The organism is Enterococcus sp. DIV1315a (assembly GCF_051712325.1).
GTDB lineage: Bacteria > Bacillota > Bacilli > Lactobacillales > Enterococcaceae > Enterococcus > Enterococcus faecalis.
This window is the reverse complement of record NZ_JBIOOS010000001.1, coordinates 1,536,126-1,560,580: the sequence shown is the minus strand read 5'-3', so window position 1 is coordinate 1,560,580 and position 24,455 is coordinate 1,536,126. Positions and strand designations below refer to the sequence as shown.

Genomic DNA, 24,455 nt, shown 5'->3' with positions numbered 1-24,455 from the left:
GATGCACCTCTTCTTTTTAGTTTCCCTTATTGAGCTTTTTGAGCATAAATAATATTTCGCTTCTTCATTTGTTTTGCATACCAAATGAAAATCAGTAGATAGGCGACTAGCGCCAGACATGCGTATAAAATAAATTCGAGTTGACCTTGTGATGCATTGCCGACTAAGTATCCTAAGAATTTTTCCATTGGCCCTTCCATGGTAGTATGTGAAATTAAAGTATTATTATTTAGACCCGCTGGGAAAGCGCCAACTTTTTTTGCGGTTTCGGTAACGAACGGTGCAATTAGGGTACCAGACCATAAGAACAAAGGTAATTCGATTGCTCCAATGATAATCATTCGGATGAGTTTACCTCTTGTTACTACTAGTAGAGCAGGGGTTACACCCATTGCAATAATTCCGCCAAGTGGTAAAAGTTTATTGCCAGGTAGGACAATGGCTTCTAATAGCATAATTGGAGCCAATACGTTAGCTGCTGCCCAGATTTCAGCACGACCAGCTAAGAAAGGCCAATCTAAACCAATATTAAGTGTACGCCCTTTTAATTTATTCGAAGCAAAATCAGTGATCCCTTGTGATAAAGGCTCAACTGCAGCGATAAACCAAGTTCCAATTAAAGAGAATAGTTCCAAACAGACTGCAGCCGTAAAGGATAGAGAAAAAATTTGCGTGGGTGTTTGGCCAGCTAAAAGACCCACAAAAATCCCTAAGTAAATCCCAATGGCAAATTTTGATCCCCAAAAGCCAATTTTACTATTCAATTTGGCAGCGTCAAAATCGTATTTGTCTAACCAAGGAAAAAGCTTATCAAAAATTTTATCAAAAACCATAATGATTGGGTTCATCATATAGTTCATATGTGTGGTAGTCATAGGATTGGTATCTGGGGCGTTAAGTAAATCGTTAAACGTTGGTTTCATTAAGTCAGAATTGATAATTTTTAAAACACCTATGAAAATAACTAAGATTGTTGCAATTATTAAGTTTGCGCCACAAAAAATAGCAAATAAACCAACAATCGATAGATGCCAAATGTCGAAAATATCCACATCTAATGTGTTTGTTTTATTTAGAATTAACATAATGACATTGACAATCACCATAATTAAAAGAAAGTAAAGCGTGTAAGGAGATCCCCAAGTGATGGTGGCTAAAGGTGCCCAACCAACATCTGTAATATTTAAAGAAATTCCTGTACGTTCTACGAAAGAGGCCATTGCATCTGAGAAAGCAGTAGTTAAAATTCCTATAATAGCACTGATACCAGTTAAAGCAATTCCTAGTTTAAGACCACCTTCTAATGCGCGAGTGGGTTTTACCTTAAAACAAAGGGCAATCAGTGTTAAAACAATAGTCATTAAAGGAGCAGCACCTAAATCAATTAAAGGTTTAAAAATTGTATTTGCTAGGTCAATAATCGTATTCATTTATTTTCTCCTTCATAAGCTAAGATAACAAAATTTTTATCTTAGTTTTGTTATTGTTGACAGTGAAGCGTAAGTAATTAGTCTGAAAAGGAAATCATTTGTTTAAAGAGTGAATGATACTTTCCATTTGTTGATAAACAGGTTCAGCCATTGCTGGAATTCGATAAAGAATTGCGCCTGCATCAACTACAGGAATCGTGATTGGGAAACCCAAATCTGTTTTGGCGATTTGGGCGAAAATATCATAGTGGGATAGCATCTCTTGATTGATATCTTTAATCATTACGGCATCGCAAGAAACTTGGTAGCCTCTTTTAGATAATTCTGTTTCTAATGCAGATTTGATTTGATGGCTAGAGTTTACCCCAGCCCCACATGCAGCTAAAATTTTAATCATGTTAAATCTCTCCTTTAAAATTTTTTTGTAAAAAACGATAAACTTCTTCTTTATCTTCACATTGAAAAAAAGCCAATAGTGATGAACGGTCTGTCGTGTTAATAAAATCCATGATAGTCGCTAAAAGACCCGTTTGTTCAATACCGTTTTCATTTAAAATCATGAAAAGAAAGGAAACAGAGAGCGTTTCATCTGGGATAATCATGTTATGAAATGATAAGGATTGTTTCAATTTAATCGGGATAATTCTTGTCGTGCGTACAAAGGTACTTTCGGTATGCGGAATGGCGATATTCGGTAGTGCAGGATCAATCGGTGTTAAACTTAAACCAGTCGGATAGTTGTGTTCTCGTTCCAATAAATTAGTTAGAAAATCAGGTGTAACTAATTTCTTTTTTAACAAGTCTAAATAAACTTCTTCAAAAACTTCTTCTTGTGTTTTTTTGTTTGAAATATAGGTAGTATCTAATGAAAAAATCGATGTTTTAATAACCATAGAACCCCTCGTTTCTTTAATATATTATTATTTATTTACAAGTATAATATAAAACGCTTTCAAAAAGATGTCAACACAATATTAAACAACAATAAACAAAAAAGAAAATAAATGTTGAATAAAGTTCGATATTGTTTTATTATGTTTTCGAGAAGGGGATTTGAGTTTAAAGAAAGGGACAGAATTTTAATAGTAGATACACGAGGTAAGGAGGAAAACAAAATGCGTGTCATACTTGGTTCAGATTTAGATGGAATAAAATTAAAAGCAGAAATGAAACAATACTTATTGCAAGAAAAAGTTGAGGTAATCGATAAAAGTGAAAGTGCTTCGGAAGACTTTATAGAAGCAACGCTTGCTGTTGCTCATGAAGTTTTAAAGGATACTGAAAGTTTAGGAATCGTTTTTGATGGTTATGGGGCAGGTAGTTTTATGACTGCTGCTAAAATTAAAGGAATGATTGTCGCTGAGTTGTCAGATGAGCGTTCTGCATATATGGCGCGAGAACACAACAATGCTCGGATGATCACGATGGGCGCAAAAATTGTTGGAACGGAACTAGCCAAAAACATAATAAAAGAATTCTTAACAGGTCATTATGCAGGCGGGCGTCATCAAATACGTGTAGATATGTTAAATAAAATGGCTTAACAAATAATAGAAAGGAAGCGTTTTTATGAAAATTGCCATTGGTTGTGATCATATTGTGACGGATACCAAAATAGCAGTTTCTGATTTTTTGAAAGCAAAGGGATATGAAATTTTAGATGTAGGCACGTATGATTTTACTCGAACTCACTATCCTATTTTCGGAAAAAAAGTGGGAGAAGCCGTAATGAGCAATCAGGCTGATTTGGGTATATGTATTTGCGGAACAGGCGTTGGAATTAACAATGCGGTTAACAAAGTGCCGGGTATCCGTTCTGCTTTAGTTCGCGATATGACTACAGCGTTGTATGCGAAAGAGGAATTGAACGCAAATGTTATTGGTTTCGGTGGGAAAATAACAGGAGAATTCTTGATCTGTGATATCGCTGCGGCCTTTATTGAAGCACACTATCATCCAACAGAAGACAACGAACAACTAATTGAAAAAATTAATCAAGTTGAAAAACAACATCCAGAACAACAAGATGCGCACTTTTTCGATGAATTTTTAGATAAATGGCAACGAGGAGTCTATCACGATTAGTACGTAATCAATGAGGGTTATTTGAGAAAGCGGTCTTAAATAATAATCATTGGTATTTGAGTTAAATTCCCCTTCATTAATTTTTATTGCTGTTTTAATGTGGCACTGTAAAGAGCATTATTAAGAAAAAGAAGTAACAAAGGAACAAATTGAAGGCTATACAGGTAACCATAAAAAGTACACGAGAAAAGAACTCGTGTACTTTTTATGGTTTCGCTGCTTGTTTTATTTTAGTAATTATTTTTCTATAAAAATAGTCCCAGAATTATTAAAATAATCCCGATAACTAAACTGCCGATGCCAGAAGCCGTACCATATTTTTTACCTAAATTTATATCAGTAGTATTTTTAGGAATCAAGTTTGAGAAAAAATAAAATTTTTTTACCAAGATTAGATATGCAACAAGTAAAAGTAATAATCCTAAGAGAAGATAACTAAGATTTTCAGCTAATAAATTTAGATGAGCTAATAACAATATCCCCAAAAAGAAGCCTACCAATCCATATTTCATCGTTTTTTCTTTTGCTGACATACAAATATCCCTACTTTACTTTTTAATTTATTAAGAGCATAAAACCATAGATTCGATATAAGTTCATTTTGTTGTATCCAAAAGAGCATGACCTGGAATGACCTATATAATTAGAAAATTGGAGTGATATATAGTTATTTTACCATAGCTTAAATGAGTTGATTAACTCCGAATAATGTACAACTATGTACACCTATTGTGGGTGGAATGTGTGTTGGGACTTTGCTAACCTAATAGTTGAAAAAATGAATCAATAAATTTAGAAAAGGGACTATTCAAAAGCAACTTTTTTGGGAATTGCTATATTATTTATTTTTTTAAGCGTAATCAACTAAATGTTTTTATGGATAAAGAAAGTCATTGTTCCTTGTCACCAAGCTACAACAGCCAAATTCATTAGAACTTTTTAGTGAATGACTTTAATTTTAGAAAGGTACTGTTGTTAAACATTCATGCTATCAAAGGAGTGTGAGGCGAACGAAGCAAATATTTTCATTTTATAAAAGTTGTATTATGGACTCTTAAAAAGAGGTGATTTAAAAAATTTTGAAGTGGAAATGTTAAGAAAGGAGAGAGGAAATGACTTATTTAGTTCTGGTCAGTCATGGCGATTTTGCTAGAGGGTTAAAAAATTCATTAGGGATGTTTGCTAGCGATGAGATAGAGACAGTCAGAGTGTTTGGCTTACAACCTGGTGAATCTACCGATAATTTTGGTAAGCGGTTTCTTTATGAAGTTGAAAAATTACCGCAGGAAACGAGGCTAATCGTTTTGGCTGATATTGTAGGCGGGAGTCCACTTGCTACTATTTGTAAAGTATTAGATAAGCAAAAAATGCTAGAAAATTCTCTGATTGTTGGAGGAGTAAATTTTCCAATGGCTTTAAATGCGCTTCTAATGAAAGAAACTAGTGAATTATCTGATTTGAAAAAAATGATAGTAGCAGATGCTTGTCATGGCATTAGAGAGTTAACTGTAACTGAAGACGATGTAACTGAAAACGATATAACTGAAGAGGATATCTAAAGGAGAAGATGAACATGTCAATTTCTTTTGTTCGAATCGATGATCGAATGATTCATGGCTTAATTACTTTACGTTGGACTAAAGAAATGCCTTGTGATGGCATTATAGCTGTGAATGACAAAGCAGCAAGTAACCCTATTTTAAAGGAAGCTTATAAAGCAGCTGCACAAGATAAAAAAACCTTTATTTGGACAATGGCGCATTTTTTTGATGTAAAGGATAAAGTATTAGCGTCTAAGTCAAAATACTTTTTGATTACAAAGAGCCCTTTGGATATGAAAAAAATTTTGGTGGATTGGCATTTTGTTCCAAGTGAAGTAAAAATGATTAATGTTGGACCGGGAAATGACCGCGAAGGGACAATTAAATTAGGGGATAACCAATCCTTTACAGCAGAAGAAGCAGCGGCTTTTGAAGAAATTGAAAAGGCTGGTTACAAAGTGGATTTTGCCTTGTTACCTGATCAACGAATTGGTTCTTGGGCGCATTTTAAAGCTAAATTTGGTTACTGATTCTAGAAGTTTTGAAAAGAGGAGAGTAGTATTATGACAATCAACTGGATACAAGCGGCTATTTTAGGCCTATTTGCTTGTCTGTGTTCAAATTCTTGTATGGCTGGACAAGCGGTGGGAAATTATACGATTGGGCGTCCTTTAGTCGGCGGATTAGTTTGTGGCATTATTTTAGGAGATTTAAAATTAGGAATCGCTTGTGGCGTAGCGATGCAATTAGTTTACATTGCTTTAGTCACACCTGGAGGCACAGTGTCTGCTGACGTGCGGGCAATTTCATATATCGGGATTCCTTTGGCGATGGTGGCGATTTCGACCAAAGGGTTAGATCCACTTGGCGGCTCTGCAGCCGACCTGGCTAAATCGGTCGGCACATTAGTTGGAACGATCGGAACGGTATTATTTTATTCTGTTGCTGCGTTAAATTTAGTTTGGCAATCGTTTGGTTGGAAAGATATAAAAAAAGGCAAGCTTGATCATTTATATGCCATTAATTTTGGTTGGCCGTGGATTTCTCATCTACTTTTTTCCTTTTTGCCAACCGTGATTTTAACCTATTTTGGGGCTACGGCTGTTACAGCAATGAGAGATGCATTACCTATGGATGGTCTTGCAATGAAAACGCTTTTTACTGTAGGTGGCATGCTTCCGTGTGTGGGAATTGCAATTTTGTTACGTCAAATTGTTAATAAGAACATTGATTTTGTACCTTTTTTTGTAGGGTTCACATTAGCTGCTTCATTAAAACTCAATTTAGTCTCAATAACGATTATTGCGCTTCTTTTTGCTGTAATTTTTTATAAAATTGCTTTGATTAAAAACAATACTAAACTGGTTGATTCAACAGGAAGTCTGACGAATGATGATGAAGAGGAGGACATATGAGATGGAAGAGTTGAAAGCAAATAAATTAGATCAAAAAACGTTAAAGCATTCTTTTCATTTATGGTTTTGGGGAGCGTTAACTTGTTTTTCACAACAGCATATGCAAACGTTCGGCTATCTTTCTTCAATGCTTCCTATTATCAAAAAACTTTATCCAAAACATGAAGACCAAGTGAAAGCCATTCAAGCATATACAGCTTTTTTTAACACAAATCCAATGCTTGGAACGGTCATTGTTGGTGTGACTGCTAGTATGGAAGAGGCTAGAGCAAGTAAGAATGAAATTGATGGAGAAACCATTAATGATATGAGGGCAGGATTAATGGGGCCAATTGCAGGGATTGGTGATTCATTAGTTGATGGTACCTTGATTCCTATCTTGTTAGGAATTTCCTTAGGAATGTCCACGGGCGGTTCGCCAATTGGTGCCATATTTTATATTATTGTTTGGACGTTAATTTCCTATTTTGGCCAACGCTTTTTGTATTTTAGAGGCTATCATTTTGGTGATAAAGCAGTAAGTTTCTTAGTTGGGAAAGAAGGAGCCGCCGTTAGAGTTGCTATCGGAGTTATTGGTAGTATGGTTGTCGGTGGGGTCCTTGCATCTTGGGTAAATGTGACTACTTCTTTTAAATTAATAGGTGCTGACGGAAAAGTTTTCCTTAAACTGCAAGATAAAATTGACAGTATTTATCCAGGACTATTAACGATACTTGTTACCTTGTTTTGTTGGTGGTTAATGTCAAAAAAACATGTTTCCGCTATTTGGACGATGCTTATTTTAGTTGTTATTTCTCTCGTTGGCGTTTTATTAGGTGTTTTCAATCCAGGATTAACTTACTGAACAATCACCAAAAAGGACTCTAGCTGTTAGAGCAAACTGACTTTTGCAGAAAATCGATGACGAAAAAGCTAATAAATTAAATTCTTACTCTCTAAGACACAGAAAAAATCTTGTGATTAAAATAAAAATATATAAAATAGAAGAAATTTAGAGACTAGCTTCTATTTTATATATTTTTTTGTTTTAGAAATTTAGTTGGTTTATTAGAATTTTAGGAAAAATTTTACGAAAAGTGTCGCGAAAATGGCTCCTAAAAACGGTGCAGTTCCGGGAACAATCAAACCATATTGCCAATCATTATTGGTTTTATTTTTGATTGGTAAAAGTTGATAGGCGATACGAGGACCTAAATCACGTGCTTGATTCATTGCGAATCCTGTAGTACCACCTAGCCCCATGCCGATTGCCCAAACAAGCAAACCAACAGCAATGGGTAGTTGTGTTTCGTAGGAATGTGCAATTGCTAAAATAGATGTTAAAAAAATGAATGTTGCAAAAGTTTCAACAAAATAGTTTCTTGGTAAATTTCGTTGGTTCGGATTTGTAGAAAAAATATTACGAATAGCGATTGGATCGACACTATCGGCGGATAGCTTGAAATGATCAGCATACATAATATAAACAATGACGGCGCCACAAATGCCGCCTAACATTTCAGCGATGACATAGGGAATGAAGTAAGACCATGGAATCATTCCTAAAATAGCTTGAGCGAGGGCCATTGCTGGATTAATACAGACTCCGCCAAAGACGAACAGAACAACAGAGATTCCAAAAGCCCAAGTAGTGATTGCAAACATGTGACCAGAACCAGCGTATTTTGTTCGTTTTAGGACATCGTCGCAGTGAACACCTACCCCAAATACGATCATTAATGCAGTTCCCATAAATTCTGATAAGATATGATGAAACATAAGATAAAGCTCCTTTAATCAATAGTTTTATTATTTAATGTTTGGACGAGGCGATAGACTTCCTCAATTGTAAAATTATATTGTTTAGCAATTCGTTCACAATCTTGGTATTCAATAGACTCTTTCAATAGGCCATGATAATGATTTTTTTTAATATGGACCTTACCAAAAGGTGTTTCCAAGATTTTGAAAGAACGGTCCATCACACTACGTTCCATTGTTTGAAAACGTACACCAATTGTAGAAGTATGTTTAAAGAGTAGTTCTGTAAAATATTCTTTTTCTTCTGTTGTTGTTAAAACCGTTAATAGAATGGCACTTCGGTTTTTTTTCATATGAATGGGCGTGAAAAAAACATCTAGAGCACCATGTTCCAATAATAGATCCATTACGTAACCTAACTGTTCAGGTGTTTGATTGTCTATATTTGTTTCAATTTTTAAGACTTGGTCATGGTGTTCTGTCCTCTTTTTTTTACTATGTGTTTCAGTAAAGATTGATCCTCTGAGGGCATTGAACTTGCCTGTTTCCCGTTTGCCAAATCCGTAACCTATTTTTTCAATTAATCGTTGTTCTGGTGCGACAAATAGAGGACTAAGTTCTTTAAAAATAGCTAAGCCAGTCGGTGTGACAAGTTCAGTTTTTATCTCAAAGTCTTGTTGAATGATTAAATTCGTTTCTTTACGTAATTCCATCACCGCAGGAACTGGTATTGGCATGACTCCATGGGCAATTGTGATAGTACCACTTCCATCTGTAATTGGCGTTGAATAGACTTGTTCAATCTCTAACTGTTCCCATAGGATAAAAAAGCCAACGATGTCAACAATTGAATCAATTGCTCCTACTTCATGAAAATGAATAGTGTCAATTGTTTGTTGATGCACAGCAGCTTCAGCTTTTGCAATGTCATAGAAAACATTTTTACTATGTTTTTTTACAAAATTGGACAAGTCGCTTTTTTCAATTAATGTATAAATATCTTTTAAATTTCTAGAATGGCTATGATGATGTGCATGTTCTTTCGTTTCATGATGTTCATTTTCGTGGTGAGGAGAGAGACTGTGTTTTATACCGTAATCCTTTTTTCCATGTTGTAGGAGAACATCGAAATCTGTTCCGTAAATACAACTTTTAGCAATTCGTTGGGCTTGAATGGTGAACCCATCGATGGGAAGTTTTTTTAATTCGATTAACAGTTTGTTTAAATCCCCGCCTAAGTCAAGCAACAATCCATTTAACATATCACCACTAAGACCAGAAAATGGTTCTAAAAATAAGCTTTTCATAGTGAAGACTCCTTTATTTGATTAATCATACTTGCATTATAAGCGGCACCAAACCCGTTATCTATGTTGACTACACTAACGCCAGAGGAACAACTATTTAGCATTCCTAAAAGAGCAGTCAGTCCTTGGAAATTGCTGCCGTAGCCTATGCTAGTAGGGACGGCAATCACTGGCACGCTAACTAGTCCGCCTAACACGGACACCAGTGCGCCTTCCATGCCTGCAATCACAATAACCACCGAAGCCTGTTGAATCTCATCTAGGTGAGCGAACAAACGATGAATGCCAGAAACGCCTACATCATAGATACGTTTTATTTGATTCCCGAAAGTTTCTGCAGTGATTGCTGCTTCTTCAGCAACGGACATGTCTGACGTTCCAGCAGTAACTATCGCAATATAGTTTTTTGTTGTAGTCTCCATTTGGTTGATAACGAAACAACGTGCAAGTTCATAGTAGGTTCCATGAGGAAAGTTCGACTCTAAAGGCTGGGCTTTTTGTTGTGAAACGCGAGTAACTAAGATTGTATTGTTTTCTTTTCTTAAGCTATTGATAATTTTGATGAGTTGCTCAATTGTTTTCCCTTCCCCATAAACGACTTCTGGATACCCAGTTCTTTCTTTGCGCTGCGTATCAATTTTTGCAAAGTCTAATTCGCAAAAGCCATTTAATTTGTTTGTTGCTTCTTCTAAAGATAATTTTCCCTCTTTAAAAGCTCCTAAAATTTCTTTCGGTTGCATAATACAACGCTCCTTATTCCTGATTTCTCAAGGATCATTATTCTACAATGACAGACAAGCCATCTCGAATCACAGTCACTTTTGCATTTAGACCTTCTCTTTCAAATGCTCGCTCTAATGCTTCATCAAACGTTTTTGCTATTTCCATATGCATCGAAGTGATAAGCTCAGGATCAACAAGATCTGAAACAAAAATTATATGATGATGAACTAAAATTCGCGCTAAAATTTGCGAAGTCCATTGATCTGGCACGGTTTCTAATCGTGGTGTATGGATGGCTGCTTCTAAAAATTCGTTTGGATTTTTAACATTGGCAATATTTTCATAAAAACCTTCACCACCGTGACCATCACGACATCCAGCGACCATAATAATGACACCGCCGTCTTTATTGGTTGCTTCTGCAGCGGTCATCCCTTTAACTGCTTGATAAATGTTTTGATCAAGTGGAAATCCGCCATTCGTTGAAACCGCAATGTCGCAAGGTATTTTTTTGACACGGGCAATTTCTTTTACAAAGTTACAACCAACTTTATGCGCTTCAACCATATCGCCTGCAAAGGAACCAATAATTTTTTTGTCACCATCTAAAACAACATTAACAATAAAAGCTAGATTCGCTTTAGCGGCAGCGTAGACCATGTCATTATGAATCGGATTATCCGTTAAATTTCCTGTCCGTGAGTTGGAGGAATCAATAAATTCTCCAGAATGGTTAGCCATGATGGTTTTATAAGAAGCAATTCCAGGTAAAACAGATTTACGTCCACCAGAAAATCCTGCAAAAAAGTGTGATTCAATAAATCCTTCGGCCAGCAGTAAATCTGCTTCTGCTGCAATGCGATTAATGATACAATCGCCCCCTGAAGGTAGTTGACCGATTTTGACCATTGAGGAATCATCAGTAGAGATATGCATAACGATTTCTTCATTCTCTACGATCTCTTTACCATATTTATTAATCAGTTCTTCTCGTGTAGAGGGGCGATGAAAGCCTGTAGCAACTAAAATCCGGATTCTAGCTGTTTTGTTCACTGAACGAATTCTACGCAAAATAATTGGGGTGATAATATGGGAAGGAACGGGACGTGTGTGATCGGAACTAATAAGGACAATGTCTTTTTTACCCTTAGCTAATTCTTCTAATGGAAGGCTTCCAATAGGATTGTCCAGCGATTTTTCGACTGTTTCTTTCTCAGTATATGGATTTGAAAAATGTTCAGCTTTTGATTCGAGAAGCCCAATAAAATTTTTATCGGGAATTCTTGCAGTAATCATTTTCTTGTCATAAGGTAGGTTAATTTCTACCATAGCAATCATCTCCTAAGTAATATTTTACGAGACTAAGTATAATGAAATTTAGAAATCACACAGTCCTTATTGTGGGTAACATTTGCTAACAAAAGGTTGGTGAGAGTGTTTATAATAGTTAACGAATCAAACAGAAACTTAGTCAAAGGAGTGACAATTATGGAGTCAGATTATCTTACAGCTTTCTTAGATAGAAAGAAGACGCCGATTATCAAAAAAAAACGCCATACTTATCTCGCTTATCATGGATTGGAGGAAGCGTACACCTATGTATTAAAGAAAGGGGTCGTTAAGACGAGTATTATTTTAAAGGATGGACGAGAATTTAATCTGTCGTATATTGTGTCTCCTGACATTATTTCATTGTTACGTGATGAAGTATCAAATTATACATCTGCTCCTTTTAATATCCGCATTGAGTCGGAAGAGGCTAGCTTTTATCGGATACCAAGGACTGTATTTTGGGAATATGTTAGAGAAGATGCTGTTCTTCAAGATTATGTACGGGATTACTACCGAGCAAAATTATCGGAGAGTATTAGTTCCTTACAGAATATGACAATGAATGGTAAGAAAGGGGCTGTTTGTACTTTTATTTACCAATTAATTGATTTGTTTGGTGTACAGACAGAGGAAGGAATATTAATTGATTTTCAAGTAACTAATGAGGATATTGCGGGGTTTTGCGGGATTTCAACGAGAAATAGCGTAAACCGAATTATCCATGATTTAAAAGAGGAAAAAGTCATCGATATCAAAAAACAAAAAATTGTGATTTACGATCAAAGTTATTTAGCTGATTATATTGATCGATAAGATAGGAGTCTGACGAACATGCATATTCCAGAAAATTATTTAAGCCCACAAACTTGCGCAGTGATGGGCGCGATTATGGTACCTGTCTGGTACCGCGCTGTAAAAAAAGTTGACGTTCAAATTAAATTAAAAAAAGATACAGGGACCATGTTAGGGATTTCCTCCTCCTTGTCATTTTTAATAATGATGTTTAATTTGCCAGTACCTGGTGGAACAACTGCGCACGCTGTTGGGGCTGTTCTCATCGCATTATTGATGGGACCTTGGGCCGCGGCGCTGTCTGTTTCGGTGGCTTTACTATTACAGGCTTGTTTATTTGGTGATGGTGGTATATTAGCTTTTGGTGCAAACGCCTTTTCTATGGCGTTTGTGATGCCATTCGTGGGATATGGAGTTTATAAGCTAGTTACGCGTGTAAAAAAATTTGAAACAATGGGTCTTTTCTTAGCTGGGTATCTTGGTGTAAATGTGGCGGCATTTTCTACTTCTGTATTATTAGGTATCCAACCCTTACTATTCCATGAAGCGAATGGTACGCCACTTTATAACCCATATGGTCTTTCTATAACTATACCAGCAATGATGAGTGTCCATCTGTTAGTAATAGGAATTGTTGAAGGTATCTTCACCGTGTGTGTCTATAATTTTGTAAAAAGTGTGTCAAAAGATGCAATTTTTATCGAAGAAAAGAAGAAAAGGACTCCGTTGTTGCGATTAAAGAGACTGTTATTGGTTATGGTAATTTTATGTCCATTAGGTTTGATTGATCATGCCACTGCTTGGGGTGAATGGGATTTATCTGAATTAGTCAAGAATTTAAAACAGAATCATTTACCTGCAGTACAACCAAAAGGTATGGTGAATGGTTTTTCATTTCATGCACTTTTCAGTGATTACTTTATTCCAGGACTGCCATTAGCACTTGGATATATTTTAAGTGGCGTAACAGCCATAATCGTTTTTTTACTCATTTTTCGTTTATTTAATGGAAGAAGGCAAAGTTGATGCCTGAATGGATGAAAGAATCTTCCACGTCCCTTGAACCTAATAAAAAAGAAACCTTTATGCTTAAAAATCGAAAAGGAATCCTTTTTTTATTAAATAAATTTCAGGTGAGTGGGAAACGCAATAAGACTATTCTCAGTGATATACACCCAGCAATTCAACTGATCAGTACTTTTTTACTAATTGTTTTAATCAGCACAGCACAAAAAGTTCTTGTTTTGTGGCTCGTAGGCATCTACCTAGGCATGTTACTTTTAGTTGAAAAACCAACTATTCTACGAAACATTGTCAAAAAAGCTAGTATCCTCATTTTGATGCCGCTGATTATCTATTTACCGATCTTTTTTTTAGGTCAATTTAGTTTATTATTTATTGTTCATTTGTTTTTTTTAGCCATAGCGATTAGTCAATATATGGAAACAACCAACATGAATCAATTTATAGCAGCATTAAAAATCTTTCATTTTCCGAATATAATACTTTTACAATTAGATATTACGATTAAATATATCTTTTTCTTTGGAAATCTCTTAATCCAACTGCTTGCCGCTGTAGAAGCTAGAGCAGTTGGTGGGAATATCCAGTTGAGTACGGGTAGTAATTTAATCAGTCTTATTTCTTTAAAATCTTTTACGTATGGGAAAAAGTTGGACATGGTGATGGAAGCAAGAGGATATACTGGTCAATATTATCGAGTAAAGCAACCATTAAAAACGAAAGATTTTTTGGTTAGTATTGCCTATCTTTTATTTTTCGGGGGGTTGCTTTATTTAGGGAGGAACTAATATGTATCGAGTAAATCATTTGGTTTATCGCTATCAAACGAAGCCTGTTTTTTCGCCTTGTAATTTGGAAATAGCCAGAGGAGAATATCTGGTTTTGATGGGAGATAACGGCAGTGGAAAATCCACTTTTTTAAATTTGCTCGCAGGTTTTTTAAAACCTTCCGAGGGAACGATTTATTTTATGGAACAATCATTAACGGCCTGGAAAAAAGACCCTATTCATAAAAAGAAGTATTATGCTCATTTGGGTATATTATTTCAAGAGACGGACACACAATTATTTAATGCAACAGTTTATGACGAATTGGCATTTGGCCCTAGACAGCTCCAACTATCCGAGCATGAAACAGCAAAAAGAATTAATGATTGTTTGAATTTATTAAAAATTACCCATTTAAGCAATCAAGTGCCTTATCAATTATCGGGAGGAGAAAAGAAAAAAGTGGCTTTTGCTAGTCTGTTAGTAATGAATCCAGACGTGTATTTATTAGATGAGCCGTTTACTGGGTTGACAAAAGAATCGGAAAAATTATTTAAAAAGATAATAAAAAATCTGCATCAACTTGGTAAAACAATTATCCTTTCCACCCATGACTATTTGAGTATTTGCGAGGAAGCTGATTCCATTTTATTGTTTGATTCGGCTGTTACAAGGTACTCAAAGGAAGAGATAGAAGCCAATGCTAACTTGTTACAACATTTAAAACGGTATTAAGTGTACAAATATTGACAATAATTGATACTATGAATCGTGATTTTTTCTAATGTGGAGATGTCTATAATTAATTATGTAAAAGAAAATCAATAGGAGATGGTTTAAATGTCTGTCATGAAAACGAAAGAACAAAATTTAGTTCGCGAATTACAAAAAATGGATAAGTTGGCTGTTGCATATTCAGGTGGAATTGATAGCTCTTACTTGCTAAAAAAAGCTTTGGACACTTTAGGTGCTGAAAATGTACTTGCGGTTGTTGTAAATTCAGAATTATTTTCTGATGATGAGTTTGATAAAGCGGTTGATTTAGCTAATGGGTTGGGAGCAAATGTGTTAGGCCTTGAAATGAGCGAATTAGCGGATGATAGAATTGTTGCAAATAACCCTAATAGCTGGTTCTACAGTAAAAAATTATTATATAAAACTATTCGTTCGGCTATTCAGAAAGAGGGATTTGATGTTCTGGCCGATGGGATGATTATGGATGATAATACTGACTTTCGTCCTGGATTAAGAGCAAGAGATCAAGAAGGGGTCATCAGTCCGCTACAACAAGCTAAATTATATAAAATTGAAATACGTCAACTTGCTAAAGACGCAGGTATTTCCAATTGGAGTAAAGTTGCCTCATGTAGCATTGCTTCAAGAATTCCTTATGGCATTAAGTTAACACGCTCAGCTATTGATCAAGTATTTGCTAGTGAAAAATATTTACGGGAAATAGGTTTTCCAATTGTCCGTGTCAGAGCACATCATGATTTAGCACGGATTGAAATTCCAGAAGACAAACTTTCTCTGTTATTAGAAAACAGAGAAAAAATTGCAGATTATCTTAAAAAACAAGGATTTAATTATGTAACTTTTGACTTAGAAGGATTTAAATCTGGCCGAATGAATGATATTCTTACTGAAACTGAAAAAAAAGTTTTTTGTGAATGTTAGACAGATAAGTTTATAAAATTGAGTCGGTGTAACGGAGTCAGGACAGGGGTATTCCGTTACAAAAACCAAGTTTTCTGCTCGATTAGGTCGGTTGTTTTCATTGATTACTCTGCCAGTAGTTTATCAACTTTTAAGCCTAGGAAAAATTCCCTTTGGATTTTTCCTAGGCTTTTTGTCTATTTAATCATTTGATATTTGCTAAAAAGAAATTAGCTGTAGAATTTTTTAAGATTACCAGTGATTGTTCAATTTGAGGAAAATAAATGGATTGTTTGGACTGGTTGATTAGTCGATTATTTTTGGGATTCGTGAGTGAAAGTATTTGCTGTGAATAGTTAAGTAACTCAGTGTTTAGTGTGTCCGGCCTAACTGGTGCTAATTTTTTTAAGTAGTGTTGTGTTTTCATAAGTTCTAAAAGAAGCTCTTCCATAGCAGTTTGCATTTCCAACAGTTGATCATTTAGTTGTTTTTGTTGCATTAAGCTTTCAGCAGAGGCATCGTTACTATAAATAGGAGATTCAAGAACAATTTCTTGAATAGAATAGTTTACTCTACGTTGTACTCGATAAGCTAGTACCCAAGCATCACTTGGTAACGTGGTCTCTTCATTGATTAACGCTAGCAAAATAGAGCTGATCGTTTTTGACCAACTATTGATATTTTTACGTAATACTTGACTATGCCATGTTGGGAAAATAAAAAACATAACAAAAGCAATCAGCGCACCAATAATTACATCAAAAACTCTTGTATAGCCTGCAGAACTACCACCTAATGTGAAAGTTAACCAAGTGGTCACACTTAGCATTAGAAATGCTTGACTTAATTTACGGACGGTTTCATACAATATAACTAGCAAACAAGACAATAGCATTGGCCATAAAGGATTTAGGTTTGTTAAGTTAGCAATTAATTGAGACAAAAAAATGCCTAAACAACCACCTAAAATAGAACCAATAGTTCTTGAAGTGATTTTACCGAGTGTACCATGATAACCTGGCATAACCATTAAACAACCAGAAATAACTACCCAGAATTCGTGATTAGCTAAAGGCAAAGGGTACATGTAATTAAGAATAAGCGAACAAAAATGACACACTAAACCTGTTAAAGCTAAACGAATTGCGAATCTAGCAGAGCTGCCTTTGTAAGAATGAAGGATCTCTTTGGCTTCTGCAAGTCCTTCTTTTGTGGGTAAGAAAGATTTAAATGAGATTTTTTTAAAGGATTGTTCGTTTTGTATCAGAAGGATTGCTGATTTTATTTCGGTGTTTGCTGAAGCAAATTCTTGAAGAGGTAGGGTTAATTGTTCTCCTTTTAAAAAGAGTTGAATTGCTTTTAAAGCAGGAAGATTTTCAGCTGCATTGGTTGAATCTAACGAGCCTGCAATTGCATCTGCTTGTGAAACCAAGGGATAAATCCATGGTGTTTTTTGATGATTGACCCATGGCATCGTTTCAACAGATTCGCGTACTTTTATTCTGAAATGGACATAGCTTGCAGGTTTTCCTTGTGCTAATAAATATAATTGTTTATATAAATCGGCTACTAATTTTCGTGCTTCATTATTTTGCGGCTTAGAATAAAGACAATAGAACAAACAAAGGATGGACATACCTAAAATTATTGCACCCAGACCTTCAAAAGTTTGACCAATAGACAGATTGCCTTTTAATTGCGCACCAGCTAGTAAAGCAATGGTCCCAAAGAGACATCGGATATACAGACCAATACTAAAGTTTCTCACAATCCCTGAAAAATACAAACCAAGGACGAATAATAAAATAATGAATATACTTGACGACTGTAAAAGTATCCCCAGACTGGCACCAATAAAAATCATTAAAATACCATTTATGGCACTTCTTTGTGGAGAGCCATGTCGTGGTAAGACACAAATTACAGTGCCCAAAAAGCTACCAACATTTACTAAAACAAAAGCGAAAGGAAAGACTATTGTTAGAACAGCACCAACAGCATTTGCAATAATGATACTAAGAACAAGGGCAAACCAGTTCTGTCTTGTATCAAAAGTTAGTATAGGGCGACTATACGCCCAAGACGATTCTAAGAAGACCTCAAAAAATTTTTTGATAGATAATTTCACAAAACATTCCTTCTTTAAAAATTTATTAAAAGCTAAAAAATTATTCCTCTGCTAGTATACACCTCTAAATTTTTTTTTCAAATTTGCTCTTTTTAAGAAAACTCACAATTATAAGCCAACATTAAGTTTAGCCATATATTTTTGTTGAATAAATTCTGTAAGCTCATGCCAACTTTCTTCATTTTCAATGGAATCTAAGTAGAAAATATCTTGATTAGAAGTAGCTTTTTCGAAGGAATCTGTGATGATGATATCCGCATTTGTGAAGTCTTCGGTAATAGAGATTGCGTTTGTATTATATAAGGAGGATAACCGTGTTTTAATAAAATAACTTGCATAAAAATCTTTGATAATTTGTAAATAGATTCTCACTTGTACTTTTTTTTCGGACACAGACAATGTGTAAAGCAGTTGACTGAGTAACTCTAAATGCGTTTCTTGGTGAACTAATTTTGCCACCGTTCCTTTTATTCGATTAAAGTATGCCACATCTGACGGAGTACAAATTTCTGGCTGCGGTAAATAAAGTGTTAAAAAAGTATAATAATTGCCCTCCGTTAAAAAGTACCAAGCATTAAAAATAGAAAGATAGTAAACGTATTGATAATCATGCTGATTTGTCAGTAAGTAGGCTACTTGCTTAAACAATTTTTTTGATAAGACACAATAAGGATGGTTAGATTCTATAAATAATTTTTCTATTTGTTTCGTTTGCTTTTCCGAAAAGATATAAGGAATAAAAATGCGAGATAAAAAATTAAAGTATAAAATTTCAGTTTTTCTTGTTTCGCATTGAATGTCAGCGAAGGAGTGTTCAAGAAAAAATAAAGTCACATGACTGTATTGATTGATCAGAATAAAAAAAGAATGCAGGTTTTTAGAGTGCGGCATCTTTAAGAAGTTTTGTGCACTTGTTCTAGTTTTAAATATCGCATATAAAATATAAAACGCTCTTTTCTTCATTCGGACATTTTTATAGGATCGTTCAAGAAGTTCATCGGGTAGACTTTTTTTTATTTCTTCAAGACTTATTTTAGAGAAAGGCCAAACCAATTCTTGAAAGGAATCTTGTAGGAAAATGAAAGAAAACACTCGAATCGATAATTCATTGCCAGTTAATTGATAAATACCCTTAATACTAACGATTACTATATCAAAAATTTTAAAAAAGTTATTCAGTTGTTTCGTGATTTTTACCAGATAATGTTCAGAAATATATAAAACTTTAATTAATTCGTTTTTATCAATGGAAGAATGTGTGACTAATTGTACGCAATAATTAAATTGTACATTGTTTTTTAAAAGATTGAGTTTTAACGTGTAGGCGTATTCGACCGCGCTTTTTCGGTACGCTGGATTTACACAAACAATGCCATTATTGTTAGAGACAATAAAATGTTGGATTTGATAAGTATCCTCGAATTCTTGATTTATTTTTATCAGATTTTCCTTGACCGTTCTTTTTGAAATTTTTAAATTGGAAGAAATTTCATTTAATGACGTATGAGCTCGCTTCACTATATAAAATAAAATTTCTAGCTCATTCGTTAGGTAGGATGGAAACATGTTATGGACCTCCAAAAGTAAAATTTAGGTTCATTGTAGTCTACTTTCTTTAAATTTTTGTATTGATATGTTAACACAAGCGCAATAAGAAGCGGCCATCACAATTAATGTACAGCCTTATACATTAATTGTGTGTGGCAAAGCAATTTCAATGTTGATAAGCTAGCAGTAGTTAGAATAATTATTATTTAGTTTCTAATTCCAAAAAAGGTCAAGGTGAGTAAGCAATGAAAAAAATCAACGAACAATTAAAAATTAAAATGCCAACCTGCAAAAGAAAAAAAAGCATTGCTTATTTCTTTTACTCTTGTCTACTATTGGTAACGATTTCTTGTTTTTTGAGCGTGCATTTTCAAGAATGTGAGGCAGCTTCACTCTATCAAGCGGGAGGGATAGCCATTGATTTGAGAACTGATTTACCTTATGGAATGGAGATAAGCCATGACGATGGTGGTGGTCCTGATGGATCATTTGGAGGAAAATTACACGTAAAATTATCCGGAACAGTGGACACTTCTCATACACAAAAAATTACTGCTCTTGCTTTCGATACCGATGGGATGCAATATGGTCTGATGTTTCATTTACCAGAAAATATAAGTGCAGATAATTTTAAAGCGGCTTATGACAAGGCTTATGCGGATAATCCAGAAAATTTTTATTCAATTAGTGGACAAAAAAATACACGAATATCAATCATCAACACAAAAGGAATGCGGACGTTTAACGGTTTTTCAGAAGATGGTTCACCAGGGTGGGGTGATCCCGAACAAGACTATAGTGGGGTTGATACTGAGCATCAGGTGATGTTTTGTGAACGTGGAGATTCTATTGATTTGTCTCTTGGGAAAATTTATGACATTTGGAGTAATGAACCTGATAAAACTAAAATAACATTTGAGCTTCATTTTGATTTAGATGTGGCAACTTTGATGAAAGATGGCGATTCGAAGGATTATTCCCTCAATAAAAGTTTAACGAAACATCGCTTACCTGTATCAAATGTTTTGTCGGATGGTAATGAGAGTGATCAATTTTTGTTATCGGCAGATTTTTTTGGCCGGACGTATGAATTGGGTAGATTTTCAGATACAACGAATACAGTTAATCATAATATGGTAACGGCTAGTGCAGACATGTGGTTACGTGCGACAAGTTTAGCGGCAGCAGCAAAGCAAGATCCAAATAATTTGAATCATCAAATTATTACTGGAATCACCGGGAAAGTGGCTACTTGGTCTTCTTATATCTCGCCATGGGACAGCGGTGATAAAGACAATCCATTATCCAATTACAATACCCAAGATGCCTCTAAATATCCTGAAATACCTGAAAGCACAACGATGTTACCAGGGGAGTTTTTATCACCAAAGTTTACGATGAACCAAAGACAAGACAATCCGCTTAATTGGACAGATGGGTATGTTGCTCAACGGTTTGCGCGCGTAGTTAATTTTCATACTCACACAGTTGATCCTAAGGCCAATGTGAATGTCTCTTCACAACAGCAAAACGGGTTAACAACTTATTTGTTTAGTGGCAAAGACGGTTGTGGGCTGCCGTTAGTCAATCCGCCAGGAACGGATTCTTCAGAGCCCACAGATAAAACATATATGCGCGTCACAATAGATCCATACCAAGTGCCAAGTTTAGAAAGGGCAGCTTTTGTTAAAGGTCAAACAACATTTCACCCGCAACAAAAGATACCAGTAGAACTAACCGTTAAGGCTCCGACAACTAGAAAAGTTCAGATTGAAGAAAAAATTTCAGGTGCTGCCCAAACTGATTTTCATAAAATTGGGGAGCAAGATTTAAAAAATTTACCAGTCACAGATGATTGCGTTAGTTTTAACTGTTTAGCAGATGCTTTACCAACTTCAGGAGATTACACATTAACATTTAGAATTCTTGATGTTGATGATACATCTAAAAGCTACTCAAATGAGAAAAGTTTAGCTGTGCACATTGATCAAGCGCAAATTAAAGTTAAATCTCAAGATACGATTTATCAATATACTCAATGGCAACCAGAAAGTGAAGTGACTAGCTTACAAACACCAGATGGTAAAAAAGGTGATTTTCGAGGCGTAAGTGTCACCATATATAAACTGGACGGAGAGCAAAAGGTCCCAGTAGATGCGGTGGATACAAAAGTGGTTGGTAAATATGAAATTGATTATAACTACCTAGGATTAGAGGCGCAGACTGCACTAGAAGTCATTCCCTCTTCAGCTCATATTGGTGCACATAACGACAGCTTTTCTGTGGGGACGCCCTTCGATCCAAAACGTCTTTTTGATAGTGCAACAGATAATGATGGGCGGTCCATTCCTTATAGCAAGATAACGATTCGCTATACGCCTGATCAGGTAAACGATGAAGTAGCGGGCGTCTATAAAATTACTTATGATATCTCTAAAATAGTAGGTTTTAGTAAAAGTATTACTGTTGATTGGACCTACTATTACTCTAATCGTCTAGACTTTTATCACTTATCTGAACAACTAATGCCTTTTGAGAACGTAAAATTTAATGGCCAAGATCAAACACAGACATTAAAAAGTTGTGAGATGAACATTGAAGATACGGGGGATCCTAATCGGACAACTGGCTGGCAGCTTGAAGTAGCCTATAATTTAAATGATCAGAAAACACAAGCGTGGAAAGACGCAGGGCTTGATCTCACGCTAAATCCAAAGTCAGTCGATTATGTAACAACTGAGCAAAATATTATGGTTAACGATGAGCAACAATTAGTAGCTGATGTAAGTAACCAATCTATCAAAAATAAAAAAGTTTTGACGAAATTACAATTATTGCCCACATTAACTATTTCAAAAGTCACACCTGCTGATAAATATGAAGCTCAGTTAATTTGGAACTTAGAAGCAACACCGTAAGGGAAGAGGGAATAGCTGTGAAATGGTTTATCTATGATTTATTGTTTGTTGCCTTTATTCTCGGTTTGCCAATTCAAGCACAAGCTGAAGACAAGACAACTGACGCACAAGCTGGCACAAAAGTCATGGTAATAGTGAAAGAGAGTGAGGATATTGTTCCGCATCCCAATGAGCTTATACCGCAGACTAACGATATGCCAACTTCACGAGGACAACCTAATTTTTTACCAAAAACAAACGAGATTACGTCTCAAGAGACGCTTTTAGGAATCGTGGTACTCGGAAGTACATTAATCGTCGGACTTTATAAAGAAAAGAGGAAAAATAATGAATAAAAAAATAATTGGTTTAACTATCACTTTAGGAACAGGGATCTTTTTAATTGGACAACAAACTGTGAATGCGGCTGATAATACCAATACCACAGCGAATGTGTCGGTTTTAGGTGGCGGATTAACCATTACACCATTAGCACAAATTAACTTTGGGACGGTGACAAAAGACGGCCAAGATCATACGCAACCAGATCAAAGCAAGTCGCAACTTATAATTAATGATAATCGTGGGACAACGAATACAGGTTGGTATCTGACAGCGAATTTAGAAGATAAAGGAAAAGGTGTCACTGGCTTAGACGGAATGACACTTCATTTAGACACTAAAAAACCTGACGGATCTTCTGAAAAAGGTACCTTTACGGGCGTTGATTTAACCACAGATGCTTCAACCATTATTTCGCTAGATAAAAGTGATATCCGTTTATCAGACACTGTCACGACAGCCGATTTAAATGCAACGTTAAATATACCTAAAAGTATTGCTGCAAATACCTACTCTGGGACCATCGTCTGGAATGCCATCGATGGAGCACCCGCCTAAGAATTTAACATAAAACGATGTAAGAAAACGAGGCAGATAAATTGAAAAGAATTTTAAAGATACTTTTTATATTGACTATTCTCTGTTTAGGTGGAGCGATGCGTGCCTGGGCAGAGCCGTCTAATACCAATAGTTCAGCAACAATTGACAATGCGAATGCGTATACAGTCACACCCGTTTTCGGAGCAACTCAAAATAACAAAACCAGTAATTTTTTTGATATGACATTAACTCCGAAACAAAAAGATACATTCAAATTAACGATAACCAATACTACGCCGAACCCTCAAAAATTTAAAGTTCAGGTAAATACAGCAACAACAAATAGTAATGGGATAGTTGACTATACAAAAAGTAGCTTTGAAAAAGATCCATCGATGAGTTTGGTACTTAGTGATTTGATTAGTCCCAATAGGAAGGACATTAGTGTTCCTGGTAAACAATCACAAACGATTGATTTTCAAATAACGATGCCAGAAAAGTTATTCTCAGGAATTTTATTAGGTGGAGTGACGATTCGACCTGTAGAGATAGCTGGGGACCAAAGCAAGGGTGGGATTCAAAATGTTTATATGCATACGATTGCTATTCGGGTGAATGAAACAGCAGAGACCATACCTGCAAAATTGGAAAGTGGTTCTGTTAAAATTGGGCAAATTAACCGCCACAATACTGTTTCGATGGAAATTAAAAATCCACAGCGGAAGTTATTGTCAAAAGTCGAAGGAGATTTTTTTGTTAAAGAAAAAGGAACAAACAAAACGATCATTCACGAAAAGAAAAATAATCTTAGTTTTGCACCAAACACAAGGTTTGACCTACCTATTTTACTGAAAGATTCGTTTAAACCTGGAGACTATACCTATACCATTAAGTTGAAAAACCATGAGGGGAGCTGGACGTTCTCAAAAGATTTCACGATAAACAAAAAGCAAGCTGATCAGTATAATAAGCGTTCTGTTGATCATAAAGTCAAAAACCTTCACTGGCTTAAGTACCTCATGGCCTTTTTAATTCTAGTTATTTTAGGTACCGTCTGCTATATCTTGGGAAAAAAGAAGGGAAAAATGAGGTTGTAAAACCTGCCTTTAAAATAGTTGACAATTATGCAGAAAAAATCATGCCAGTATGAATTATCTATGACATAAGGGAAGAATAGCTGTCTAGCAA

At 35.4% G+C, this 24,455-nt stretch carries 25 protein-coding genes; 15 read left to right on the top strand and 10 right to left on the bottom strand.

The window, feature by feature from the left end; genetic code table 11:
* Positions 1 to 26: 26 nt before the first annotated feature.
* From IGJ03_RS07510 to IGJ03_RS07500, 3 genes are all read right to left on the bottom strand, one after another.
* On the bottom strand, positions 27 to 1,430 hold the full coding sequence (locus tag IGJ03_RS07510; RefSeq protein WP_002357183.1) for a PTS galactitol transporter subunit IIC: 1,404 nt from the start codon (positions 1,428 to 1,430) through the stop codon (positions 27 to 29).
* A 94-nt stretch (positions 1,431 to 1,524) separates the two neighbouring features.
* Complete coding sequence (locus IGJ03_RS07505; protein ID WP_002357185.1) at positions 1,525 to 1,827, bottom strand: PTS fructose transporter subunit IIB; 303 nt, start codon at positions 1,825 to 1,827, stop codon at positions 1,525 to 1,527.
* Between the two features lies 1 nt (position 1,828).
* Positions 1,829 to 2,323 (bottom strand): PTS sugar transporter subunit IIA, encoded by a 495-nt coding sequence (locus IGJ03_RS07500; RefSeq protein ID WP_002357187.1) that lies wholly within the window; start codon positions 2,321 to 2,323, stop codon positions 1,829 to 1,831.
* Between the two features lie 222 nt (positions 2,324 to 2,545).
* On the opposite strand from IGJ03_RS07500, the gene lacA reads away from it, so the two are divergent.
* Positions 2,546 to 2,974 carry a galactose-6-phosphate isomerase subunit LacA gene (gene lacA / locus IGJ03_RS07495; protein ID WP_375804627.1) on the top strand — a complete coding sequence of 143 codons (429 nt, stop codon included), beginning with the start codon at positions 2,546 to 2,548 and terminating at the stop codon, positions 2,972 to 2,974.
* A gap of 25 nt (positions 2,975 to 2,999) precedes the next feature.
* Entirely contained in the window at positions 3,000 to 3,515 is a 516-nt protein-coding gene (gene lacB / locus IGJ03_RS07490) for a galactose-6-phosphate isomerase subunit LacB (RefSeq protein WP_002374591.1), read from the top strand.
* Between the two features lie 245 nt (positions 3,516 to 3,760).
* On the opposite strand, the gene IGJ03_RS07485 is transcribed toward lacB, so the two are convergent.
* On the bottom strand, positions 3,761 to 4,048 hold the full coding sequence (locus IGJ03_RS07485) for a hypothetical protein (RefSeq protein WP_002362004.1): 288 nt from the start codon (positions 4,046 to 4,048) through the stop codon (positions 3,761 to 3,763).
* Positions 4,049 to 4,627: 579 nt separating this feature from the next.
* Here IGJ03_RS07485 and IGJ03_RS07480 point away from each other — a divergent pair.
* The 4 genes from IGJ03_RS07480 to IGJ03_RS07465 are packed head-to-tail and all read left to right on the top strand — an operon-like array spanning position 4,628 to position 7,315.
* Positions 4,628 to 5,074, top strand: a complete 447-nt coding sequence (locus IGJ03_RS07480; protein WP_002379545.1) for a PTS sugar transporter subunit IIA — start codon at positions 4,628 to 4,630, stop codon at positions 5,072 to 5,074.
* A 14-nt stretch (positions 5,075 to 5,088) separates the two neighbouring features.
* Positions 5,089 to 5,586, top strand: coding sequence for a PTS system mannose/fructose/N-acetylgalactosamine-transporter subunit IIB (locus tag IGJ03_RS07475; protein ID WP_002357192.1), 498 nt, complete (start codon positions 5,089 to 5,091; stop codon positions 5,584 to 5,586).
* Between the two features lie 33 nt (positions 5,587 to 5,619).
* Entirely contained in the window at positions 5,620 to 6,471 is an 852-nt protein-coding gene (locus IGJ03_RS07470) for a PTS mannose/fructose/sorbose/N-acetylgalactosamine transporter subunit IIC (RefSeq protein WP_002357194.1), read from the top strand.
* Complete coding sequence (locus IGJ03_RS07465; RefSeq protein WP_025190088.1) at positions 6,446 to 7,315, top strand: PTS system mannose/fructose/sorbose family transporter subunit IID; 870 nt, start codon at positions 6,446 to 6,448, stop codon at positions 7,313 to 7,315. The genes IGJ03_RS07470 and IGJ03_RS07465 overlap by 26 nt, the downstream gene beginning before the upstream one ends.
* Positions 7,316 to 7,518: 203 nt before the next feature.
* Here the strand turns inward: IGJ03_RS07465 and larD are convergent, their stop codons facing one another.
* Genes larD through larA form a run of 4 tightly spaced genes read right to left on the bottom strand, consistent with a single transcriptional unit; the run spans position 7,519 to position 11,570 of the window.
* Complete coding sequence (larD, locus tag IGJ03_RS07460; RefSeq protein ID WP_002357197.1) at positions 7,519 to 8,229, bottom strand: D/L-lactic acid transporter LarD; 711 nt, start codon at positions 8,227 to 8,229, stop codon at positions 7,519 to 7,521.
* A gap of 14 nt (positions 8,230 to 8,243) precedes the next feature.
* Positions 8,244 to 9,518 carry a nickel pincer cofactor biosynthesis protein LarC gene (gene larC / locus IGJ03_RS07455; RefSeq protein WP_086317953.1) on the bottom strand — a complete coding sequence of 425 codons (1,275 nt, stop codon included), beginning with the start codon at positions 9,516 to 9,518 and terminating at the stop codon, positions 8,244 to 8,246.
* On the bottom strand, positions 9,515 to 10,258 hold the full coding sequence (gene larB / locus IGJ03_RS07450) for a nickel pincer cofactor biosynthesis protein LarB (protein ID WP_002379543.1): 744 nt from the start codon (positions 10,256 to 10,258) through the stop codon (positions 9,515 to 9,517). Before larB ends, larC begins: the two co-directional genes overlap by 4 nt.
* Before the next feature lie 37 nt (positions 10,259 to 10,295).
* Positions 10,296 to 11,570, bottom strand: coding sequence for a nickel-dependent lactate racemase (larA, locus tag IGJ03_RS07445; protein WP_024041535.1), 1,275 nt, complete (start codon positions 11,568 to 11,570; stop codon positions 10,296 to 10,298).
* A gap of 159 nt (positions 11,571 to 11,729) precedes the next feature.
* Between larA and IGJ03_RS07440 the strand changes: the two genes are divergently transcribed.
* From IGJ03_RS07440 to larE, 5 genes are all read left to right on the top strand, one after another.
* On the top strand, positions 11,730 to 12,386 hold the full coding sequence (locus IGJ03_RS07440; RefSeq protein ID WP_002361998.1) for a Crp/Fnr family transcriptional regulator: 657 nt from the start codon (positions 11,730 to 11,732) through the stop codon (positions 12,384 to 12,386).
* An 18-nt stretch (positions 12,387 to 12,404) separates the two neighbouring features.
* Positions 12,405 to 13,391: a cobalt transporter CbiM gene (cbiM, locus tag IGJ03_RS07435; RefSeq protein ID WP_156210016.1), complete on the top strand. Its 987-nt coding sequence runs from the start codon at positions 12,405 to 12,407 to the stop codon at positions 13,389 to 13,391.
* The gene (locus IGJ03_RS07430) at positions 13,391 to 14,176 is read left to right on the top strand and encodes an energy-coupling factor transporter transmembrane component T family protein (RefSeq protein ID WP_375804628.1); all 786 of its coding nucleotides are present in this window, start codon (positions 13,391 to 13,393) and stop codon (positions 14,174 to 14,176) included. The genes cbiM and IGJ03_RS07430 overlap by 1 nt, the downstream gene beginning before the upstream one ends.
* Position 14,177: 1 nt before the next feature.
* Positions 14,178 to 14,891 carry an ABC transporter ATP-binding protein gene (locus IGJ03_RS07425; RefSeq protein WP_033593205.1) on the top strand — a complete coding sequence of 238 codons (714 nt, stop codon included), beginning with the start codon at positions 14,178 to 14,180 and terminating at the stop codon, positions 14,889 to 14,891.
* 105 nt (positions 14,892 to 14,996) lie between these two features.
* Positions 14,997 to 15,833, top strand: coding sequence for an ATP-dependent sacrificial sulfur transferase LarE (gene larE / locus IGJ03_RS07420; RefSeq protein WP_002374609.1), 837 nt, complete (start codon positions 14,997 to 14,999; stop codon positions 15,831 to 15,833).
* Positions 15,834 to 16,017: 184 nt separating this feature from the next.
* Here the strand turns inward: larE and IGJ03_RS07415 are convergent, their stop codons facing one another.
* Entirely contained in the window at positions 16,018 to 17,940 is a 1,923-nt protein-coding gene (locus IGJ03_RS07415) for an FUSC family protein (RefSeq protein ID WP_375804629.1), read from the bottom strand.
* A 108-nt stretch (positions 17,941 to 18,048) separates the two neighbouring features.
* The gene (locus tag IGJ03_RS07410; protein WP_202229512.1) at positions 18,049 to 19,506 is read right to left on the bottom strand and encodes a helix-turn-helix domain-containing protein; all 1,458 of its coding nucleotides are present in this window, start codon (positions 19,504 to 19,506) and stop codon (positions 18,049 to 18,051) included.
* A 227-nt stretch (positions 19,507 to 19,733) separates the two neighbouring features.
* Here IGJ03_RS07410 and IGJ03_RS07405 point away from each other — a divergent pair, with 227 nt between their 5' ends.
* The 4 genes from IGJ03_RS07405 (at position 19,734) to IGJ03_RS07390 (ending at position 24,364) form a co-directional block, all read left to right on the top strand.
* Positions 19,734 to 22,406, top strand: coding sequence for a bacterial Ig-like domain-containing protein (locus IGJ03_RS07405; protein ID WP_202229514.1), 2,673 nt, complete (start codon positions 19,734 to 19,736; stop codon positions 22,404 to 22,406).
* Complete coding sequence (locus tag IGJ03_RS07400) at positions 22,382 to 22,741, top strand: hypothetical protein (RefSeq protein ID WP_002401395.1); 360 nt, start codon at positions 22,382 to 22,384, stop codon at positions 22,739 to 22,741. Before IGJ03_RS07405 ends, IGJ03_RS07400 begins: the two co-directional genes overlap by 25 nt.
* Positions 22,734 to 23,285, top strand: a complete 552-nt coding sequence (locus tag IGJ03_RS07395; protein ID WP_010822930.1) for a hypothetical protein — start codon at positions 22,734 to 22,736, stop codon at positions 23,283 to 23,285. Before IGJ03_RS07400 ends, IGJ03_RS07395 begins: the two co-directional genes overlap by 8 nt.
* A gap of 98 nt (positions 23,286 to 23,383) precedes the next feature.
* Positions 23,384 to 24,364 (top strand): DUF916 and DUF3324 domain-containing protein, encoded by a 981-nt coding sequence (locus tag IGJ03_RS07390; protein WP_016616293.1) that lies wholly within the window; start codon positions 23,384 to 23,386, stop codon positions 24,362 to 24,364.
* Positions 24,365 to 24,455 lie beyond the last annotated feature (91 nt).

Coding starts and splice junctions, on each gene's coding strand:
- IGJ03_RS07395 (WP_010822930.1), top strand. CDS start 22,734: ATGAATAAAAAAATAATTGGTTTAACTATCACTTTAGGAACAGGGATC.
- IGJ03_RS07485 (WP_002362004.1), bottom strand. CDS start 4,048: ATGTCAGCAAAAGAAAAAACGATGAAATATGGATTGGTAGGCTTCTTT.
- IGJ03_RS07390 (WP_016616293.1), top strand. CDS start 23,384: ATGCGTGCCTGGGCAGAGCCGTCTAATACCAATAGTTCAGCAACAATT.
- IGJ03_RS07405 (WP_202229514.1), top strand. CDS start 19,734: ATGAAAAAAATCAACGAACAATTAAAAATTAAAATGCCAACCTGCAAA.
- larB (WP_002379543.1), bottom strand. CDS start 10,258: ATGCAACCGAAAGAAATTTTAGGAGCTTTTAAAGAGGGAAAATTATCT.
- larE (WP_002374609.1), top strand. CDS start 14,997: ATGTCTGTCATGAAAACGAAAGAACAAAATTTAGTTCGCGAATTACAA.
- lacA (WP_375804627.1), top strand. CDS start 2,546: ATGCGTGTCATACTTGGTTCAGATTTAGATGGAATAAAATTAAAAGCA.
- larD (WP_002357197.1), bottom strand. CDS start 8,229: ATGTTTCATCATATCTTATCAGAATTTATGGGAACTGCATTAATGATC.
- IGJ03_RS07475 (WP_002357192.1), top strand. CDS start 5,089: ATGTCAATTTCTTTTGTTCGAATCGATGATCGAATGATTCATGGCTTA.
- lacB (WP_002374591.1), top strand. CDS start 3,000: ATGAAAATTGCCATTGGTTGTGATCATATTGTGACGGATACCAAAATA.
- IGJ03_RS07440 (WP_002361998.1), top strand. CDS start 11,730: ATGGAGTCAGATTATCTTACAGCTTTCTTAGATAGAAAGAAGACGCCG.
- IGJ03_RS07465 (WP_025190088.1), top strand. CDS start 6,446: ATGATGATGAAGAGGAGGACATATGAGATGGAAGAGTTGAAAGCAAAT.
- IGJ03_RS07505 (WP_002357185.1), bottom strand. CDS start 1,827: ATGATTAAAATTTTAGCTGCATGTGGGGCTGGGGTAAACTCTAGCCAT.
- IGJ03_RS07425 (WP_033593205.1), top strand. CDS start 14,178: ATGTATCGAGTAAATCATTTGGTTTATCGCTATCAAACGAAGCCTGTT.
- IGJ03_RS07430 (WP_375804628.1), top strand. CDS start 13,391: ATGCCTGAATGGATGAAAGAATCTTCCACGTCCCTTGAACCTAATAAA.
- IGJ03_RS07410 (WP_202229512.1), bottom strand. CDS start 19,506: ATGTTTCCATCCTACCTAACGAATGAGCTAGAAATTTTATTTTATATA.
- IGJ03_RS07500 (WP_002357187.1), bottom strand. CDS start 2,323: ATGGTTATTAAAACATCGATTTTTTCATTAGATACTACCTATATTTCA.
- IGJ03_RS07470 (WP_002357194.1), top strand. CDS start 5,620: ATGACAATCAACTGGATACAAGCGGCTATTTTAGGCCTATTTGCTTGT.
- IGJ03_RS07480 (WP_002379545.1), top strand. CDS start 4,628: ATGACTTATTTAGTTCTGGTCAGTCATGGCGATTTTGCTAGAGGGTTA.
- IGJ03_RS07510 (WP_002357183.1), bottom strand. CDS start 1,430: ATGAATACGATTATTGACCTAGCAAATACAATTTTTAAACCTTTAATT.
- cbiM (WP_156210016.1), top strand. CDS start 12,405: ATGCATATTCCAGAAAATTATTTAAGCCCACAAACTTGCGCAGTGATG.
- larC (WP_086317953.1), bottom strand. CDS start 9,518: ATGAAAAGCTTATTTTTAGAACCATTTTCTGGTCTTAGTGGTGATATG.
- larA (WP_024041535.1), bottom strand. CDS start 11,570: ATGGTAGAAATTAACCTACCTTATGACAAGAAAATGATTACTGCAAGA.